At 54.7% G+C, this 16,767-nt stretch carries 18 protein-coding genes and 1 pseudogene; 7 read left to right on the top strand and 12 right to left on the bottom strand.

Translation table 11 applies throughout. The features are described 5' to 3' along the window. Positions 1-43 precede the first annotated feature (43 nt). From manX to mntP, 5 genes are all read left to right on the top strand, one after another. Positions 44-1,012 carry a PTS mannose transporter subunit IIAB gene (gene manX / locus WFO70_RS03255; RefSeq protein WP_337014637.1) on the top strand — a complete coding sequence of 323 codons (969 nt, stop codon included), beginning with the start codon at positions 44-46 and terminating at the stop codon, positions 1,010-1,012. A gap of 46 nt (positions 1,013-1,058) precedes the next feature. Beyond that, the gene (locus WFO70_RS03250; RefSeq protein ID WP_032611504.1) at positions 1,059-1,856 is read left to right on the top strand and encodes a PTS mannose/fructose/sorbose transporter subunit IIC; all 798 of its coding nucleotides are present in this window, start codon (positions 1,059-1,061) and stop codon (positions 1,854-1,856) included. Between the two features lie 12 nt (positions 1,857-1,868). Next, positions 1,869-2,720 (top strand): PTS mannose transporter subunit IID, encoded by an 852-nt coding sequence (locus WFO70_RS03245; protein WP_039030789.1) that lies wholly within the window; start codon positions 1,869-1,871, stop codon positions 2,718-2,720. 57 nt (positions 2,721-2,777) lie between these two features. Next, a complete protein-coding gene (locus WFO70_RS03240; RefSeq protein ID WP_337014636.1) occupies positions 2,778-3,236 on the top strand; it encodes a DUF986 family protein in 459 nt (152 codons plus the stop codon). 389 nt (positions 3,237-3,625) lie between these two features. Next, entirely contained in the window at positions 3,626-4,189 is a 564-nt protein-coding gene (gene mntP, locus WFO70_RS03235; protein ID WP_337016583.1) for a manganese efflux pump MntP, read from the top strand. On the opposite strand, the gene rlmA is transcribed toward mntP, so the two are convergent. From rlmA to mgrB, 7 genes and pseudogenes are all read right to left on the bottom strand, one after another. Then, positions 4,186-5,001 carry a 23S rRNA (guanine(745)-N(1))-methyltransferase gene (rlmA, locus tag WFO70_RS03230; RefSeq protein WP_337014635.1) on the bottom strand — a complete coding sequence of 272 codons (816 nt, stop codon included), beginning with the start codon at positions 4,999-5,001 and terminating at the stop codon, positions 4,186-4,188. The genes mntP and rlmA overlap by 4 nt on opposite strands. Positions 5,002-5,064: 63 nt before the next feature. After that, a complete protein-coding gene (ftsI, locus tag WFO70_RS03225; RefSeq protein WP_337014634.1) occupies positions 5,065-6,783 on the bottom strand; it encodes a peptidoglycan glycosyltransferase FtsI in 1,719 nt (572 codons plus the stop codon). 217 nt (positions 6,784-7,000) lie between these two features. Next, on the bottom strand, positions 7,001-7,210 hold the full coding sequence (gene cspE, locus WFO70_RS03220; protein WP_001062678.1) for a transcription antiterminator/RNA stability regulator CspE: 210 nt from the start codon (positions 7,208-7,210) through the stop codon (positions 7,001-7,003). Between the two features lie 12 nt (positions 7,211-7,222). Continuing rightward, positions 7,223-7,367: pseudogene (locus tag WFO70_RS03215) on the bottom strand (DUF2627 domain-containing protein). 527 nt (positions 7,368-7,894) lie between these two features. After that, complete coding sequence (locus WFO70_RS03210) at positions 7,895-8,884, bottom strand: MBL fold metallo-hydrolase (RefSeq protein WP_337014633.1); 990 nt, start codon at positions 8,882-8,884, stop codon at positions 7,895-7,897. Between the two features lie 19 nt (positions 8,885-8,903). Next, positions 8,904-9,194 (bottom strand): YebO family protein, encoded by a 291-nt coding sequence (locus tag WFO70_RS03205; protein ID WP_337014632.1) that lies wholly within the window; start codon positions 9,192-9,194, stop codon positions 8,904-8,906. Between the two features lie 73 nt (positions 9,195-9,267). Continuing rightward, positions 9,268-9,411, bottom strand: coding sequence for a PhoP/PhoQ regulator MgrB (gene mgrB, locus WFO70_RS03200; RefSeq protein WP_103180034.1), 144 nt, complete (start codon positions 9,409-9,411; stop codon positions 9,268-9,270). Positions 9,412-9,569: 158 nt separating this feature from the next. Between mgrB and WFO70_RS03195 the strand changes: the two genes are divergently transcribed. Further along, positions 9,570-9,809: a YobH family protein gene (locus tag WFO70_RS03195; protein ID WP_337014631.1), complete on the top strand. Its 240-nt coding sequence runs from the start codon at positions 9,570-9,572 to the stop codon at positions 9,807-9,809. A gap of 54 nt (positions 9,810-9,863) precedes the next feature. Here WFO70_RS03195 and kdgR read toward each other — a convergent pair whose 3' ends face one another. Beyond that, positions 9,864-10,655: a DNA-binding transcriptional regulator KdgR gene (gene kdgR / locus WFO70_RS03190; protein WP_106993296.1), complete on the bottom strand. Its 792-nt coding sequence runs from the start codon at positions 10,653-10,655 to the stop codon at positions 9,864-9,866. A gap of 178 nt (positions 10,656-10,833) precedes the next feature. Here kdgR and WFO70_RS03185 point away from each other — a divergent pair, with 178 nt between their 5' ends. Then, positions 10,834-12,207, top strand: a complete 1,374-nt coding sequence (locus tag WFO70_RS03185) for an MFS transporter (protein ID WP_337014630.1) — start codon at positions 10,834-10,836, stop codon at positions 12,205-12,207. 48 nt (positions 12,208-12,255) lie between these two features. Here WFO70_RS03185 and htpX read toward each other — a convergent pair whose 3' ends face one another. From htpX to WFO70_RS03165, 4 genes are all read right to left on the bottom strand, one after another. Next, positions 12,256-13,137 (bottom strand): protease HtpX, encoded by an 882-nt coding sequence (htpX, locus tag WFO70_RS03180; RefSeq protein ID WP_337014629.1) that lies wholly within the window; start codon positions 13,135-13,137, stop codon positions 12,256-12,258. A gap of 193 nt (positions 13,138-13,330) precedes the next feature. Continuing rightward, positions 13,331-15,379, bottom strand: a complete 2,049-nt coding sequence (gene prc / locus WFO70_RS03175) for a carboxy terminal-processing peptidase (protein WP_337014628.1) — start codon at positions 15,377-15,379, stop codon at positions 13,331-13,333. A 19-nt stretch (positions 15,380-15,398) separates the two neighbouring features. Beyond that, entirely contained in the window at positions 15,399-16,085 is a 687-nt protein-coding gene (proQ, locus tag WFO70_RS03170) for an RNA chaperone ProQ (RefSeq protein WP_039030800.1), read from the bottom strand. 97 nt (positions 16,086-16,182) lie between these two features. Beyond that, positions 16,183-16,680: a GAF domain-containing protein gene (locus WFO70_RS03165; protein WP_337014627.1), complete on the bottom strand. Its 498-nt coding sequence runs from the start codon at positions 16,678-16,680 to the stop codon at positions 16,183-16,185. Positions 16,681-16,767 lie beyond the last annotated feature (87 nt).

Genomic DNA, 16,767 nt, shown 5'->3' with positions numbered 1-16,767 from the left:
CTGACGCGTTTTGGGCATTAACGATAATAAAAGGAGGTAGCAAGTGACTATTGCTATTGTTATAGGCACACATGGTTGGGCTGCAGAGCAGTTACTTAAAACCGCAGAAATGCTTTTAGGCGAACAGGAAAACGTCGGCTGGATCGATTTCGTTCCCGGTGAAAACGCCGAGACACTGATAGAGAAATACACGGCTCAACTGTCCAGACTGGATACCAGCAGCGGCGTATTGTTCCTTGTTGACACATGGGGTGGCAGCCCGTTTAACGCCGCCAGCCGCATTGTGGTCGATAAAGATCGGTATGAAGTGGTCGCCGGGGTCAATATTCCGATGCTGGTCGAGACCCTGATGGCACGCGACGACAACCCGAGCTTTGACGAGCTGGTGGCGCTGGCGGTCGAAACCGGGCGTGAAGGTGTGAAAGCGCTGAAAGCGAAACCGGTTGAAGTGGCAAAACCCGCCCCGGTTGCTGCGGCTGCGAAACCCGCCGCCCCGCTTAAGCCGATGGGCCCGAACGATTACATGCAGATTGGCCTTGCGCGTATCGATGACCGTCTGATCCATGGTCAGGTCGCGACACGCTGGACCAAAGAGACCAACGTCCAGCGCATCATTGTGGTCAGCGATGAAGTGGCTGCCGACACGGTCCGTAAAACCCTTCTTACTCAGGTCGCCCCTCCGGGCGTCACCGCCCACGTGGTGGACGTCGCCAAAATGATCCGCGTGTATAACAACCCGAAATATGCCGGCGAACGCATCATGCTGCTGTTTACCAATCCGACCGACGTGGAACGCGTTGTCGAAGGCGGCGTGAACATCACGTCCGTCAATATTGGGGGCATGGCGTTCCGCCAGGGGAAAACTCAGGTGAACAACGCGATTTCAGTCGATGAGAAGGATATCGAAGCCTTTAAAAAGCTGAATGCACGCGGCATTGAACTGGAAGCCCGTAAGGTTTCCACCGACCCGAAACTGAAAATGATGGATTTGATCGGCAAAGTCGGGAAATAACCCTGCGCTGATTTTCACATAAAGCTTATGTCATAGGAGAAGTACAATGGAGATTACCACTCTTCAGATTGTGCTGGTGTTCGTCGTCGCTTGTATAGCGGGTATGGAATCCGTACTTGATGAATTTCAGTTTCACCGTCCGCTGGTTGCCTGTACGTTAATCGGCGCCGTTCTCGGGGATATGAAAACCGGTATCATCATCGGTGGTACCCTTGAAATGATCGCCCTCGGCTGGATGAACATCGGTGCTGCGGTTGCACCCGATGCGGCGCTCGCCTCCATTATCTCTACCGTTCTGGTTATTGCGGGTCATCAGAATATCGGTGCCGGTATCGCGCTGGCTATCCCACTGGCCGCGGCAGGCCAGGTGCTGACCATCATCGTGCGTACCATCACCGTGGCCTTCCAGCATGCGGCTGACAAGGCGGCGGAGAATGGCAACCTGACCGCACTCTCCTGGATCCACGTCTCGTCCCTGTTCCTGCAGGCGATGCGTATCGCTATCCCGGCGGTGATCGTGGCGATTTCTGTCGGTACCAGCGAAGTCCAGAGCATGCTGAACGCCATCCCTGAGGTGGTTACCGGTGGTCTGAACATCGCAGGCGGCATGATTGTGGTGGTGGGTTATGCGATGGTCATCAACATGATGCGCGCAGGCTACCTGATGCCGTTCTTCTACCTCGGCTTTGTTACCGCGGCATTTACCAACTTCAACCTGGTCGCCCTGGGTGTGATTGGTGCGGTAATGGCTATCCTCTACATCCAGCTGAGCCCGAAATATAATCGCGTAGCCGGTGGTGCACAGGTTGCTGGTAATAACGATCTCGATAACGAACTGGACTAGCAGGTGAGCGACATGGTTGATATGACTAAAACTACCCCTCAGAAAAAACTGACTCCAGGGGATATTCGTGGCGTGTTCATCCGTTCAAACCTGTTCCAGGGTTCATGGAACTTCGAACGTATGCAGGCGCTGGGCTTCTGCTTCTCGATGGTACCGGCGATCAAACGCCTGTATCCGGAAAATAACGAAGCGCGTCGTCAGGCGATTAAGCGTCACCTGGAATTCTTTAACACCCATCCTTACGTTGCGGCCCCGGTACTGGGCGTAACCCTGGCGATGGAAGAGCAGCGTGCAAACGGGGCCGAGATCGACGATGGTGCCATCAACGGTATCAAAGTGGGTCTGATGGGGCCGCTGGCAGGCGTCGGTGACCCAATCTTCTGGGGTACCGTGCGTCCGGTCTTCGCGGCGCTGGGTGCGGGTATCGCCATGAGCGGTAGCCTGCTCGGTCCTCTGCTGTTCTTTATTCTGTTCAACGTGGTGCGTCTGGCGACCCGTTACTACGGCGTGGCGTATGGCTATCGTAAAGGCGTGGATATCGTTCAGGATATGGGCGGCGGCTTCCTGCAGAAACTGACTGAGGGGGCGTCAATCCTCGGCCTGTTTGTGATGGGGGCGCTGGTGAACAAGTGGACGCACGTCAACATCCCGCTGGTGGTGTCCACCATCACCGGCCAGGATGGTCAGACGCGCGTCACCACCGTGCAAACCATCCTTGACCAGCTGATGCCAGGCCTGGTGCCGCTGCTGTTAACCTTCGCCTGTATGTGGCTGCTGCGTAAGAAGGTCAATGCGCTGTGGATCATCGTCGGCTTCTTCGTTATCGGTATCGTGGGTTACGCTATCGGTCTGCTGGGTCTGTAAGGTTTTACTGAATACACCGGGGGCATGTAAGCCCCCGTTTTTTTATCCGGAGGATGAATGACGGTCACGGACATCGTACTGGTTGTCTTTATTGTTGCCCTTCTGGCGTATGCCATCTACGACGAATTGATCATGCCCCGCCGCAACGGCAAGACCTTGCTGACGATCCCCCTGCTGCGCCGCGGCCGCGTCGATGCCGTCATCTTTGCCGGCCTGCTGATGATCCTGATTTATAACAACGTGATGAGCCAGGGTGCGTTATTAACCACCTGGCTATTATGTGCCCTGGCATTAATGGCGTTTTATCTGTTCTGGATGCGGGTGCCAAAAATAATCTTCAAAGCCAGTGGATTCTTTTTCGCCAATGTCTGGATAGAATATAACCGTATTAAAGAGATGAATTTATCGGAAGACGGTGTGCTGGTCATGCAATTAGAGCAGCGTCGCCTGCTTGTCCGGGTGAAAAATATTGACGACCTGGAGAAGATATACAAATTACTCGTTAAAACTCAATAAGATAAAATAATAGCATTGGCTATATTTTGATGGGAAAATCACCCTGTCATATAGCCAAAGCTATATTTCTTCGCGAATACACGCCATATTATTAACGTTATTTTCACACTAAAATCTAAATGAAAATCGTTATCAACTAACCTGCAGAATAATACTTTCCGGTTGTTGTTTTAACTTCTCAAAATATGTTAAGGTTGCGCCCGTCGTTGGGGAGTAGCCGATTTCCGGTTTGCCGGAAATGTACGTGTCAACATACTCGTTGCAAAACGTGGCACGTACGGATTGTTTCTGCATCAGGCAGAGCGATCAGGCGAGACCATAGACGCATCAACTGCTGTTTACTGGGGGCAGTGATGTGTCATATGGATATTCCCGGTCTGGACGCGCTGATGAACCTCTCTGCAACACTTCTTCTGGCCTTTGGTATGTCGATGGATGCATTTGCTGCTTCCATGGGTAAAGGCGCCACGCTGCATAAACCTAAGTTCTCTGAAGCCCTGCGTACCGGTCTTATCTTTGGTGCTATCGAAACCCTGACGCCGCTGATCGGCTGGGGTCTGGGGATGCTTGCCAGCCAGTTCGTGCTGGAGTGGAACCACTGGATCGCCTTTATCCTGCTGACCTTCCTCGGCGGCCGTATGGTTATCGAAGGCATTCGTAATGATGTCGATGAGGACCAGCCCGTCCACCGTCACGGCTTCTGGCTGCTGGTCACTACCGCCATCGCCACCAGTCTTGATGCGATGGCCGTTGGCGTAGGGCTGGCATTCCTGCAGGTAAACATCATTGCCACCGCGCTGGCGATTGGCTGCGCGACCTTAATCATGTCCACCCTCGGGATGATGATTGGCCGGTTTATCGGCCCGCTGTTAGGCAAACGCGCCGAGATCCTCGGCGGCCTGGTGTTAATCGGTATCGGCGCGCAAATTATGTGGAGCCACTTCGCCGGTTAACCGACGCGCTGCCAGCAGTGGAGGCTAAAATCGGTCTGGCAGCTGAAAAGTTCCTGTTTCGCCAGCGTCTCCCACACCTCCGGTTTTGCCCGCCACGCAAACGGTGTCATCTGCAACAGCGCCACAGCCTCTGCTCCGCTCAACGACATGTTATACGCCAGCGATTGCTCCTCCCGGAGCGCAAAGCCTGCCAGCTGCTCCGAGTGCGGCGCATGCAGCAGGACCTCGCTGTAAATCAGCCCCTTCAGCTCCATCAGGTGACGCGGACCTGGCGTGACGGTGATCACCCAGCCGCCCTCTTTCACCACCCGGGCCAGCTCTTCCCCTTTGCACGGCGCGTAAATGCGGATCACCGCATCCATGCTGCTTTCATCGAACGGCAGACGGTGGCTGGATGCCACGCAAAAGGTCACCTGCGAATAGCGTTTGGCTGCAGCACGGATGGCAGATTTAGAGACATCCAGACCAAAGGTCGCGGCCCCCTTTTCCCGTGCGGTGTCTGCAAAGGCGGCGGTGTAATACCCTTCCCCGCAGCCGATATCGAGGATCGACGTCGCCCCGTCAGGGAGTAAGGCCGCCAGCTTACCGGCAACCGCGTCGCGCAGGGGCTGATAATGGCCAGCATCGAGAAAGGCTCTGCGGGCCTGCATCATCTCCGCGCTGTCGCCCGGATCGCGGGAACGCTTATGCTGCACCGGGAGCAGATTGACATAGCCCTCTTTCGCCATATCGTAGCGATGCCCCTGCGGGCAGGCGTAACTTTTATCCGTGTGCGTCAGGGGCGCGTGGCAAAGAGGACAGCAGAATGTCATGGTAACTCCGGGCAATCATAAAGGGCGAAAGTGTACCGCTAATCGCCCCGCTATAAAACGGCCTTAACGCATTACGATGAGATGGCTGGAATCCGCCGGTAAGCCATCAGGCTTGATGTTTTCGATGCGCAGCACGTCACCCATAATCTGGCTGAACACCGGCGCCGAAACCGCCCCGCCGTAATAGGCTCCGTTTTGCGGATCGTTGATCACCACCGCGAGGGCAAATACCGGACGGCTGGCGGGCGCAACGCCGGCGGTATAGGCCACATATTTATCGACATAGTTACCGGCATCATCGATTTTCTTCGCGGTGCCGGTTTTCACCGCTACCCGGTAATCACGCACGGCCGCCTTCACCCCGCCGCCGCCCGGCAGCGCCACGCTCTCCATCATGTGCTCCACCTCCTGCACAATAGAGGCGGGCATCACCTGGGTGCCAATGACCGGCGGATCAATGCGGGTGATGGAGAGCGGACGCTCCAGGCCATAGCTGCCAATGGTGGCGTAGACATGAGCCAGCTGGAGCGGAGTCACCATCAGACCATAACCAAAGGCAAAAGTGGCGCGATCGAGCTGGCTCCAGAATTTACGCTCAGGCAGCAGACCGCTGCTCTCCCCGGTTAACCCGAGGCCGGTAGAATGGCCAAAGCCGAAGCCGTGATAGGTATCCAGCAGCCGCTGGATCGGCATCGCCAGCGAGAGGCGGGACACCCCGGTGTCGCTCGATTTTTGCAGAATGCCGGTCAGGGTCAGCTCCGGATAGTAACCCACGTCGCGGATGCGGTGTCCGGCCAGGGTGTAGGGATGGGTGTCGATTACGCTGTCGGGCTGCACCAGCCCTTGCTGGAGGGCGGTCATCAGCACCAGCGGCTTGACGGTGGAGCCCGGTTCAAAGGTGTCGCTGATGGCGCGATTACGGAAATCATTCAGGGTAGCGCCGTCGCGGTTATTCGGGTTGAAATCCGGGAAGCTGGCCATCGCCAGGATCTCCCCGGTCTGGATGTTGATCAGCACCGCCGCGCCCGACTCCGCTTTGTTCCATGCCACGGCGTTATCCAGCGCATCCTCGGTGAGCGTCTGCAGCCGCTCGTCAATGCTCAGCTGAATGTTGTGGGCAGGAACGGGCGGGACCTCGGTAATATTCTCGATCACATGTCCGTAACGGTCTTCGCGGACGCGCCGCAGGCCGGGTTTGCCGGTGAGCTGCGCGTTAAAGCTTTTCTCGATCCCTTCGATACCCTGGCCGTCGATATTGGTAAAGCCAATCAGGTTGGCCGCCACGTGTCCGGCCGGGTAGAAACGCCGTGACTCATCGCGCAGGCTGATACCCGGCAGATGGAGTTTTTCGATCCACTGGGCCTGAGCGGGATCCACCTGGCGGGCCAGATAGATAAAACGTCCCTGCGGATTGCTGTTAATCCGCGCGGCCAGATTGGTGAGGGACAGATGCAGGGCGCTGGCTAACGCCTGCCAGCGATCGTCATACCCGACCCCGCCTTTCGCCAGCACCGTTTTCGGATCGGCCCATACCGCCTGCACCGGCACGCTCACCGCCAGCGGCCGCCCTTCCCTGTCAACAATCATCCCTCTCGGGGCGTTTATCGCTACCTCGCGCAGCGAACGCATATCCTCCTGCTTGACCAGGGGGTCCGGTTTCACAATCTGTAGCCAGGCGACACGCCCCAACAGAAAGACCAGGCTACCTAAAATGGCCGCACACAGAAGTGCAAAACGTATCGGAGTGAAGTTTGCTGCGGGATTGACGGGTTTCTTTTTCACCAGGGCTCCAGGGCTCAATAACAACGCCCTGATTTAACGGCAAATCTTATTGCTGAGGGGGAAAACAATGCTAATACTCTCGCAGCTTTGCAACAAACTGCAAACAGAGACGCAGGTGGTAACACTTTGAAAAAATTGCATTAAAAAGCCCCGCAATCGCGAGGCTTTAACTCTGCAACTGAAACGTCGGAACGCTTCAGACCAGGCAGGGGTTCGATCAGATAGCGGTTACGTTAACAGCAGCCGGACCTTTCTGGCCGTCCTGAATTTCGAACTCAACGTTCTGGCCTTCGGCCAGAGTTTTGAAGCCGTTACCCTGGATTGCAGAGAAGTGTACGAACACATCTTTGCTGCCGTCAGCAGGGGTAATGAAACCAAAACCTTTAGACTCGTTGAACCACTTAACTTGACCTTTAATCTTTGCCATTTGCAAAATTCCTTAGAATGTTTTCTTAGCCCGCGGGCATTCACTGAGATAAAACTGAGACATTACTGCATGAGGCACTAATATAAGGTTCGGCAGAGAAGCGGTATTCAACGACAACGTGTTTACTCAGGACTTCTTTACTGAAAATGCCACACATAAACAGAACTGTACCTCGTTTGACCCAAACCGTGTTATCACACACAACTTAAATAATGGCAAGCCATTTTTAAACGTGTCTCGATCAGCCGCACAAATTCAGGGACTGATTTGCCACAATCTGCACAGTAATGCACTTACGTGTATACATAGCCCGTATGTTGCTCGATCAGTAACCGTCAGGGTAGACGCTGTTATCAAAGACTTTTTTACCTTAGACCAATAACTTCATGTCGTCCAGCAAGCGAAGACGATTTCGTGCGGCGGTTATTTCCGTTAGAACATTTGGTACAAAGTTATGCTGATTTAATCGCAACGGCAGGCATGTGTTTCTTTGAAAAAAAACAACATTCAGCGCTTCGCTTGTTTAAGTTATATACACCGCAACCCTGATTGTCGCCATGCACCAAAATAATGATATTTTTATGAACCTGGCTCAAAAAAAAGCAATCAAAACGTTTCGATTAAAATAAAATATGATCAACCTCGGTTTAATAAGGAATAAGTACTAACCGAACAAAGAATAGTTTATATGGATAAATATTGACCAATACGCAAAGGCTGAAAGTTTTCGCCCGGCAGCGATAAATCCCTCAGCGCCTGAGAAAGCTCTCTGACCGGCTCATCCAACGACTCATCTGCCAGTTCAAACACGCCCCAGTGGATCGGGATCGCGCGCGGCATGCCGAGCTGTTGCCACAGTGACACCGCCGCCTGCGGATCCATATGATGAACCGACATGAACCAGCGTGGCGCATAGGCCCCGACGGGTATCGCGATGGTATCCAGTTTCCCCAGCCGTTGCGGGATGGTCAGCAGCTCCGGCGTGTAGCCAGTATCGCCGCTGAACCAGAAGCGCTGGTTTGGCCCCTCAAAGACCCAGCCACACCAGAGTGAGCGGTTGCGATCCCACAGGGTACGCATGCTCCAGTGCTGCGCCGGGACGGCGGTGAACCCCAGCCCTTTGAAAGTATAGCTTTGCCACCAGTCCAGCTCGACAACCTGTTTTGCCCCGCGCCGACGACACCACTCCCCCAGGCCTAACGGCACGAAAATGGTCAGCTGCGGAAAACGCCGCAGAAGCTGGCGGATGGTGGCGGAGTCCAGATGATCGAAGTGGTTATGAGAAATGACCAGCGCATCAAGAGGCGGGAGCGCGGCGACGCTCATTACCGGGGGCGTTTTTCTGATCGGCCCGGCAAAAGGCACCGGAGAGGCGCGGCGGGAAAACGCCGGATCGGTGAGAATGTATTTCCCGTTCAGGCGCAGCAGCAGGCTGGCATGTCCCAGAAACCAGACGCCGTCTTCTTCATCGGTATTGAGGGTGACAGGCTGCCACCACTGGCGGATAAACGAGTCATAGCCCTGCGCGGGCGGTTTTGGCAGACCGGCGGCTTTTCGCTCTTTCTGCCAGCGTTCGACATCGCCGGGCTGGTGCTCAGCGCCATCGATATTGCGAAAACCCTGCGGAGTGTGATGCGCGAGGGAGGCGTTATACCAGGGATTGCTCCAGGCCATACTCACCTCCCCTGACTGGTTAGCGTTCGGCTACCAGACGAATAAAGTCATCGTCCTGGCTGTTAGCCGTCTCTTCTACCGCTTTTGGTGCTTCTTTCTCTTCCGGTTCATTGGCTTCGCACAGGCGGCGCAGCAGCGCGTTCTGACGTTTCTGCAAATCGACTAATGTTTCCAGCAGTTCGATTTGCTCATTGGTACGGGAGCTTGCACGGTTGATGAAAAACCACAGCATCAGACCCACCACCAGCAATACCACCGACATCGCCAGAGATGCCACACTAAGCATCCCGGAATTCACTAACTCACCCATTTCACCCCCCAATAAAAACGCTCATATTACCACTCGCGTTACGGAAGGAAATCATTTGCGATAAAAATGACTGCTACCAGGGGATAAACTTATTGATAGAACAAATACCGCTAAAAAACTGTACATCCTGGTCGCACATTACATTGATGGTCTGCGTCCAGAGCAACACACAAGCCACCAGTACCAGCACCAGAATTACCCAGCGTATTTTTTTCACTCCACTCTCCGTCCCATAACTGCCTGATGCCAGGTTATCATGCACAACTTAAACCATGCCTAACTGTAACGTGAAGACCAACCTTTCGGAATCATAGGCTTGTTAACGCGACTGTATCGGTTACGCTAGGCGGCAGTCATTAAAAAAATGAGGCAATAATGCGCTTTTTTATTCGCACACTGATTGTTATAGCCCTGATCGGGATCGGCTTGCTGCTTGCCGGTTACGGCGTGCTGACGGGCAGTAAAGAGAACGCGGGCGGGCTGGGTATCCAGTGCCAGTACCTCACCGCGCGCGGATTCAGCACGGCTCAGTATATTCACTCTGACAGCGGCATTATCGGCCTTTCACGCTGCCCGCTGCTGCGAAAGAGCGAGACGGTGATCGATAACGGCTGACGCAAAACATAAAAAACGCTGCCATCAGGCAGCGTTTTTTCAAGCAGCAACACCTCAGAACGGATAGTCGTTGTAACCCATCTGCTCAGAAATCTTCCGCGCCGCCGTGTGCAGCATTTCCACGTATTCGTGCAGATGCTCCTCAGAGAAACGCAGCGTCGGGAAGGAGATACTCAGGCCGGCAATCACCACGCCGAAACGGTCGAATACCGGTACGCCGATGCAGCGTAAGCCCTCTTCCTGCTCCTGGTTATCCTCGCCATAACCCTGCTCACGCACCTTATCCAGCACCGCTAACAGCTCGTCGGTGGTGGTGATGGTACGTTCAGTGCTGCGTTTGTACTCGACGTTCTCGAGGATCTGCTTCACTTCTTCACGATCGCGCCATGCCAGCAGGACTTTACCGATAGCGGTACTGTACAGCGGGTTGCGGCGACCAATGCGTGAATACATGCGCAGGTTGTACATGGAGTCGATCTTATGGATGTAGACAATGCTGTCTTCATCCAGCGCCCCCAGGTGCACGGTCTCTTTCGTCAGACGAGAGAGTTCGCGCATCTGAATATCCGCGCTACGGATCAGATCGACGTTCTGTAGCGCGCGTGCGCCCAGTTCAAATAGCTTCAGGGTCAGGGAGTACTTTTCAGACTCGCCTTCCTGTGCAACATAACCCAGTGATTTCATGGTCTGCAAAAAGCGGTAAACGGTGCTTTTTGACATCATCACACGCTGGGACAGCTCAGTAATACCAATTTCGCGCTCTTCGCCAAGCGCCTGCAGGATGCCAAACACCTTTAACACAGAAGAAACAGAATCTGGCTGTTTATCCAAATCCGCGATTGCCATTAATCACCTCAACGCAAGTGTTTTATAAAATTCAGAACCGGTTTTTATTATAAATTCGCGGCCGCATTGCTGCAATCAATCCTGGCTAACCTGGTTACAAATCTGCGACATATAACCGAAATAACAGTGATAATATCGTTACCCTGTTAATAATAACCCCCAATGCTAATCAATTCTCATGACCAAAACCCTCACAGATGGCCTGCCGTTGCCGCAGCGCTATGGTGCGATTGCGACCATTATCATCGGTATATCAATGGCCGTGCTGGACGGTGCCATCGCTAACGTCGCTCTGCCGACCATCGCCAGCGATCTGAATGCCTCGCCTGCCAGTTCGATTTGGATCGTCAACGCCTATCAGATCGCGATTGTCATCTCCCTGCTGTCGTTCTCTTTCCTGGGGGACATGTTTGGCTATCGCCGGGTGTATCAGTGTGGACTGGCGGTCTTCACCCTGACCTCCCTGTTCTGCGCCCTTTCGGACAGCCTGCACACCCTGACGCTGGCGCGTATTGCTCAGGGGTTTGGCGGGGCGGCGCTGATGAGCGTTAATACTGCGTTGATTCGTCTCATCTACCCGCGGCGGCATCTTGGCCGGGGGATGGGCATCAACTCCTTTATTGTTGCCGTCTCCTCGGCGGCGGGTCCAACCATCGCCGCGGCGATCCTCTCGGTGGCCTCCTGGCAGTGGCTGTTCTTAATCAACGTTCCGCTGGGGATCGTGGCGCTGCTGTTCGCCCTGCGCTATCTGCCTGCCAACGGCCCGAAAAGCAACATGCCTAAATTCGATCTGCCGAGCGCGGTGATGAACGCCCTCACCTTTGGCCTGCTGATCACCGCCCTGAGCGGTTTCGCCCAGGGACAGTCGCTGACGTTAATTGCGGGTGAAGTTATGGCGCTGGTGGTGATTGGCTTCTTCTTTGTGCGCCGTCAGCTGGCACTGCCGGTGCCGTTACTGCCGGTGGATCTGCTGCGCATCCCGCTCTTCTCCCTCTCTATTTGCACCTCGATATGCTCCTTCTGCGCACAGATGCTGGCCCTGGTCTCTCTGCCCTTTTTCCTGCAGAGCGTGGTAGGCCGTTCGGAAGTGGAAACGGGTCTGCTGTTAACGCCCTGGCCGCTGGCTACCATGGTGATGGCACCGCTGGCAGGTTATCTGATTGAACGGGTGCATGCGGGATTACTGGGTGCGCTGGGGATGTTAATAATGGCGGCCGGTCTTTTTGCCCTCGCCCTGCTGCCCGCGGCACCGCACGATCTGGATATTATCTGGCGGATGGTGCTGTGCGGGGCGGGCTTTGGGCTGTTTCAGTCGCCGAATAATCACACTATTATTACCGCCGCCCCGCGTCATCGCAGCGGCGGTGCCAGCGGGATGCTGGGTACCGCCCGCCTGCTGGGGCAAAGTACCGGCGCGGCGCTGGTGGCCCTGATGTTCAACCTGGCCGGGCAAAGCGGCACGCATCTGGCGCTGCTCACCGCCGGCACGCTGGCTACCGTCGCGGCCATCATCAGCGGGCTGCGAATAACCCAGCCGCGGTCGCAGGCATAAAAAAAAGCGCGTCCTGAGACGCGCTTTTTTATTTCCGACCCGAAGACGTTACTTCAGGTACTCGCCGCTACGCAGCGCTTCGATACGCTTGTCCAGCGGTGGGTGGGACATGAACAGTTCGCTCAGCGATTTTGATTTACCGTTGATGCAGAACGCCATCATGGTAGAGGCTTCCTGCGGTTCGTAACTGGTTTTCAGACGCTGCAGCGCGGCAATCATCTTCTCGCGGCCCACCAGTTTGGCTGAGCCTGCATCCGCATGGAACTCACGGTGACGGGAGAACCACATGGTGATGATGCTCGCCAGGATACCAAACACCAGTTCCAGCACCATGGAGACCGCAAAGTAGATCAGCGGGTTGCCATTGCTGGATTCCCCTTCCTCGCGATCGCCACCCAAAAAGCCTGCGGCAATCTGCGCGATGATACGCGAGATAAAGATAACGAAGGTGTTCACCACACCCTGAATCAGGGTCATGGTCACCATATCGCCGTTGGCAATATGGCTGATCTCGTGGGCAATCACCGCCTCGGCTTCGTCACGGCTCATGTTCTGCAGCAGACCGGTACTGACCGCAACCAGAGAGGCGTCACGACGCGCACCGGTGGCGAAAGCGTTGATATCCGGGGCGTGATAGATCGCCACCTGCGGCATGGCAATACCCGCCTGGCGAGCCTGGTTTGCAACGGTGGTCATCAGCCACTGTTCCATATCGTTACGCGGTTGCTCAATAACCTCGCCGCCCACGGACTTGAGCGCCATCCACTTGGACATCAGCAGCGAGATAAAGGAGCCACCAAAACCAAACAGCAGCGCCATGATTAACAAGCCCTGAACGCTGCTCGACTGAATTCCCGTCAGGCTGAGTACCAGCCCGAAGACCACCATGACCGCAAGGTTGGTGAGCAGGAAGAGCGCGATTCGCATCATAATATTCTTTTAACCTCAGTTTAACAAAACGCACTATGCGATTACCCACATCGTATGGGTATTCCGCATATTTTCAAGGATTGCAGCGGCGTAAGTCACCAGAAAGACACAACTTTACATATTGAAATGACTGGCTGACGGCAGGATGCAGTTAACAAAAAAACAGGCACAATTTCTTGTGCCTGTTTGGGGGTTATTTCGCCGGTGCGGGGTCGCCGGCAGGATGGTCTTTTTCCAGTTGCGCCAGGTCAATGGCAATCTTCACCGTCTCATCAAGATACGGATCCGGCTCCTGGTAATCCTTCGGCAGGTCGTCCAGTTTTTTGAGGAGCGGCTTACCTTCACGTTTAAAGCGGTCGTTAATACGCGCCAGACGTGTAGCATCATCCTCTTCGTTCTCTTTGAGACGCTGAGCGTAGTTCAGAGAGACGATATTGCGTTTCGCCTTCAGGGCATTGAAACGGGCAATGTCCTTCACGATGTACTGGAACTCAGGATCTTTGGCGATGCGATCGTCGTGCTGCTTCAACAGCGCCGGACCAAACTGAGTCATATCCCCTGACTTCACGTAGGTGGCAGCATTAACGCTATCCCACGGCAACGCGTTATCTTCGAACTTCTCGCCGGTTTCCGTCTCTTCAGTGCCTGTAGGCATGATGATATCCGGCGTCACGCCTTTACGCTGGGTACTGCCGCCATTCACGCGATAGAACTTCTGAATGGTGTACTGCACCGAGCCCAGCGCCGGCCATTCCGGGCGCAGCATCTGATCGTAAATGCGGTTCAGGGAACGATACTGCTGCACCGTGCCTTTCCCGAAGGTCGGTTCGCCAACAATCAGTGCGCGGCTGTAATCCTGCATGGCGGCGGCAAAGATCTCCGATGCCGAAGCACTGAAGCGATCGACCAGCACCACCAGCGGACCTTTATAGTAAACTACGCCATCGGTATCGGCATCTTCACGCACTTTACCGTTGTTGTCGCGTACCTGCACCACCGGACCGGACGGGATAAACAGACCCGAAAGCGAAACCGCTTCGGTCAGGGCGCCGCCGCCGTTGGTACGCAGATCGATAATCACGCTCTTAACGTTTTGTTTTTCAAGCTTCTGTAGCTGAACCTTGACGTCGTCCGTCAGGCCTACATAGAAGCCAGGAATATCCAGCACGCCGACCTTGTCTTTACCCACGGTTTTCACCGACATTTTCACCGCGCGATCTTCCAGACGGATGCGCTCGCGGGTCAGGGTAACGATACGGGTCTTGGTACCTTTACCGGCAGGCAGAATTTCCAGACGGACTTTGCTGCCTTTCGGCCCTTTGATCAGGGCAACCACATCATCCAGACGCCAGCCGATCACATCGACCATGTTCTGGCCAACCTGGCCGACACCCACAATGCGATCGCCTACGCTAATCGCCTTGCTCTTGGCCGCCGGGCCCCCGGCAACCATGGAGTTGATCACCGTGTAATCGTCGTCCATCTGCAGCACCGCACCAATACCTTCAAGGGAGAGGCTCATTTCGGTGTTGAACTGCTCGGTGTTGCGCGGCGAGAGATAGTTGGTATGCGGATCGATTTCGTGCGCGAAGGCGGTCATCGCCAGCGAGAACACATCTTCACTGTTGGTTTGCGCCAGGCGACGAATGGCAAATTTGTAGCGGCGGGTCAGCGTTTCGCGGATCTCTTTCTCATCTTTACCGGTGAGTTTGAGGCTCAGCTCATCGTACTTCACTTTGCTGTCCCACAGCGCATTCAGCTCGGCTTCATCTTTCGGCCACGGCGACTTACTGCGGTCAAGATTAAAGGTGTCGTTACCCGTGAAGTCCATCGGACGTTCAAGCACCTTAAGCGCATACTGATAGCGCTCGAAGCGGCGTTTCTGCGACAGGTTATACAGGTCGTAGAACAGGTCCAGCTTGCCGCTGCGTAACTCGTCGCCTACCTCAGACTGCTTTTTGGCAAACTGTTCGACATCGCTCGCCAACAGGACGTTGTGACTGTAGTCCAGCAGGTTCAAATAGCGGTCGAAAATTTTGGTCGAAAAGGCCTTATCGAGGTCGAACTGACGATAGTGCGAACGGGTGAAGCGCGAAGTGACGCGCTCACTGACCGTTGCGTGTTGGGTCTCTTCCTTCAGTACCGGAATTTGATCGACACGCGTAATCTCGTCCACAGCGAAAGCGTGGCCTGTTATCGCAAACAGGCCAGCCAGCGCGGTGAGCTTAAAAAATGTGTTCATGCCGGGCTTGGCCTCCGTTTTAGAACAACAAGTGTTCTGCGCGTACAATCATTGACAGACCAGAAGTCAGCTGTACACGAACGCCATCTTTGGTGATTTCCAGTACGGTGGCATCCATAGCGTTGTTACCCGCTTTCACCTTCAGAGACTGACCGACGCTCAGGGCGGTAATGTCAGAAACAGGGGTGTGGCGCGGCTCTTCACGAGGCGCACGCGGGGCTTTTGCCGCCGGTTGCTCAGCACGTGGCTTACGCTCGGTGTTCTCTTTGCGACGCGGTGCAGGACGTGGCTTGCGTTCACGACGAGGCGCTTCTTCCTGGCCATTGGCCGCGGCCGCTTCGCGTTTCTTCGCCTGCTGCTCAGCACGCTGAGCCTGAACTCGCGCTTTGGCTTCTTCGAGCTGCTTACGGGCGTGCTCTACGTGCTGCTCGTCCAGCACACCGCAAGGGTTGCCGTCGAGATCGACACGCGTCGCGCCCGCTTTGATACCGTACAGGTAACGCCAGCTCGAAGTATAAAGACGTAAGGCGGAGCGGAGTTGGGTTTTGCTGAGGTTCATCTCACCTTCAACACGCTCTACCAGATCCTGAAAAATACCAATTTTCAGGGGACGAGCTTCGCCTTCGGCACTAAAACATTGAGGAAAACGTTCGGCCAAAAACGCGATAACTTCTTTACTGCTATTCAACTTAGGTTGATTTTCCATGAAATTTCCTGATTACAACGGACGTTGCCGACAAGCCGCAGGCATGAACAGGCGTCATTATAATGACGCCATCGGTAAATGCTACGTTATCCGTTGATTATCCTGCGACGCTCGCAAAGAATTTATGATAATCGGTCGCGGCAAGGACGTTCTCAAGGTTCGCCACCAGCTCGCGCAGCCCCTGCTCATCGTCGCGGGTAAAGCGATTGAAGACCGTGCTGTCGATATCCAGAACACCGATAATCTGATTGTTCACTTTCAGAGGAAGGACGATTTCAGCATTGCTGGCGCTGTCGCAGGCGATATGCCCGTCGAATGCGTGGACGTCATCAACACGCTGTACCTGGTCCTGCGCTACCGCGGTACCACACACGCCGCGCCCGACCGGAATACGTACGCAGGCCAGTTTGCCCTGGAAGGGCCCCAGCACCAGCGTTTCGCCTTCCAGCAGATAGAAACCGGCCCAGTTCACATCAGACAGACGCTCGAAAAGTAACGCACTGGTGTTCGCCAGCGTGGCTAAAAAACTGGTTTCGCCTGCCATCAATGCCTGAAAGTCACGGTTTAAATCCGCGTAGAATTCTGTTTTGTTCATTATTCAATCACTTGGTTGTCTTACAAAATTACAGCATAGCCTATTAAAATAAGCATTATTTACGTTCATGCTCAAGATGAATCCATT

Source organism: Leclercia sp. AS011 (assembly GCF_037152535.1).
GTDB lineage: Bacteria > Pseudomonadota > Gammaproteobacteria > Enterobacterales > Enterobacteriaceae > Enterobacter.
This window is presented reverse-complemented; position numbering and strand designations above follow the sequence as displayed.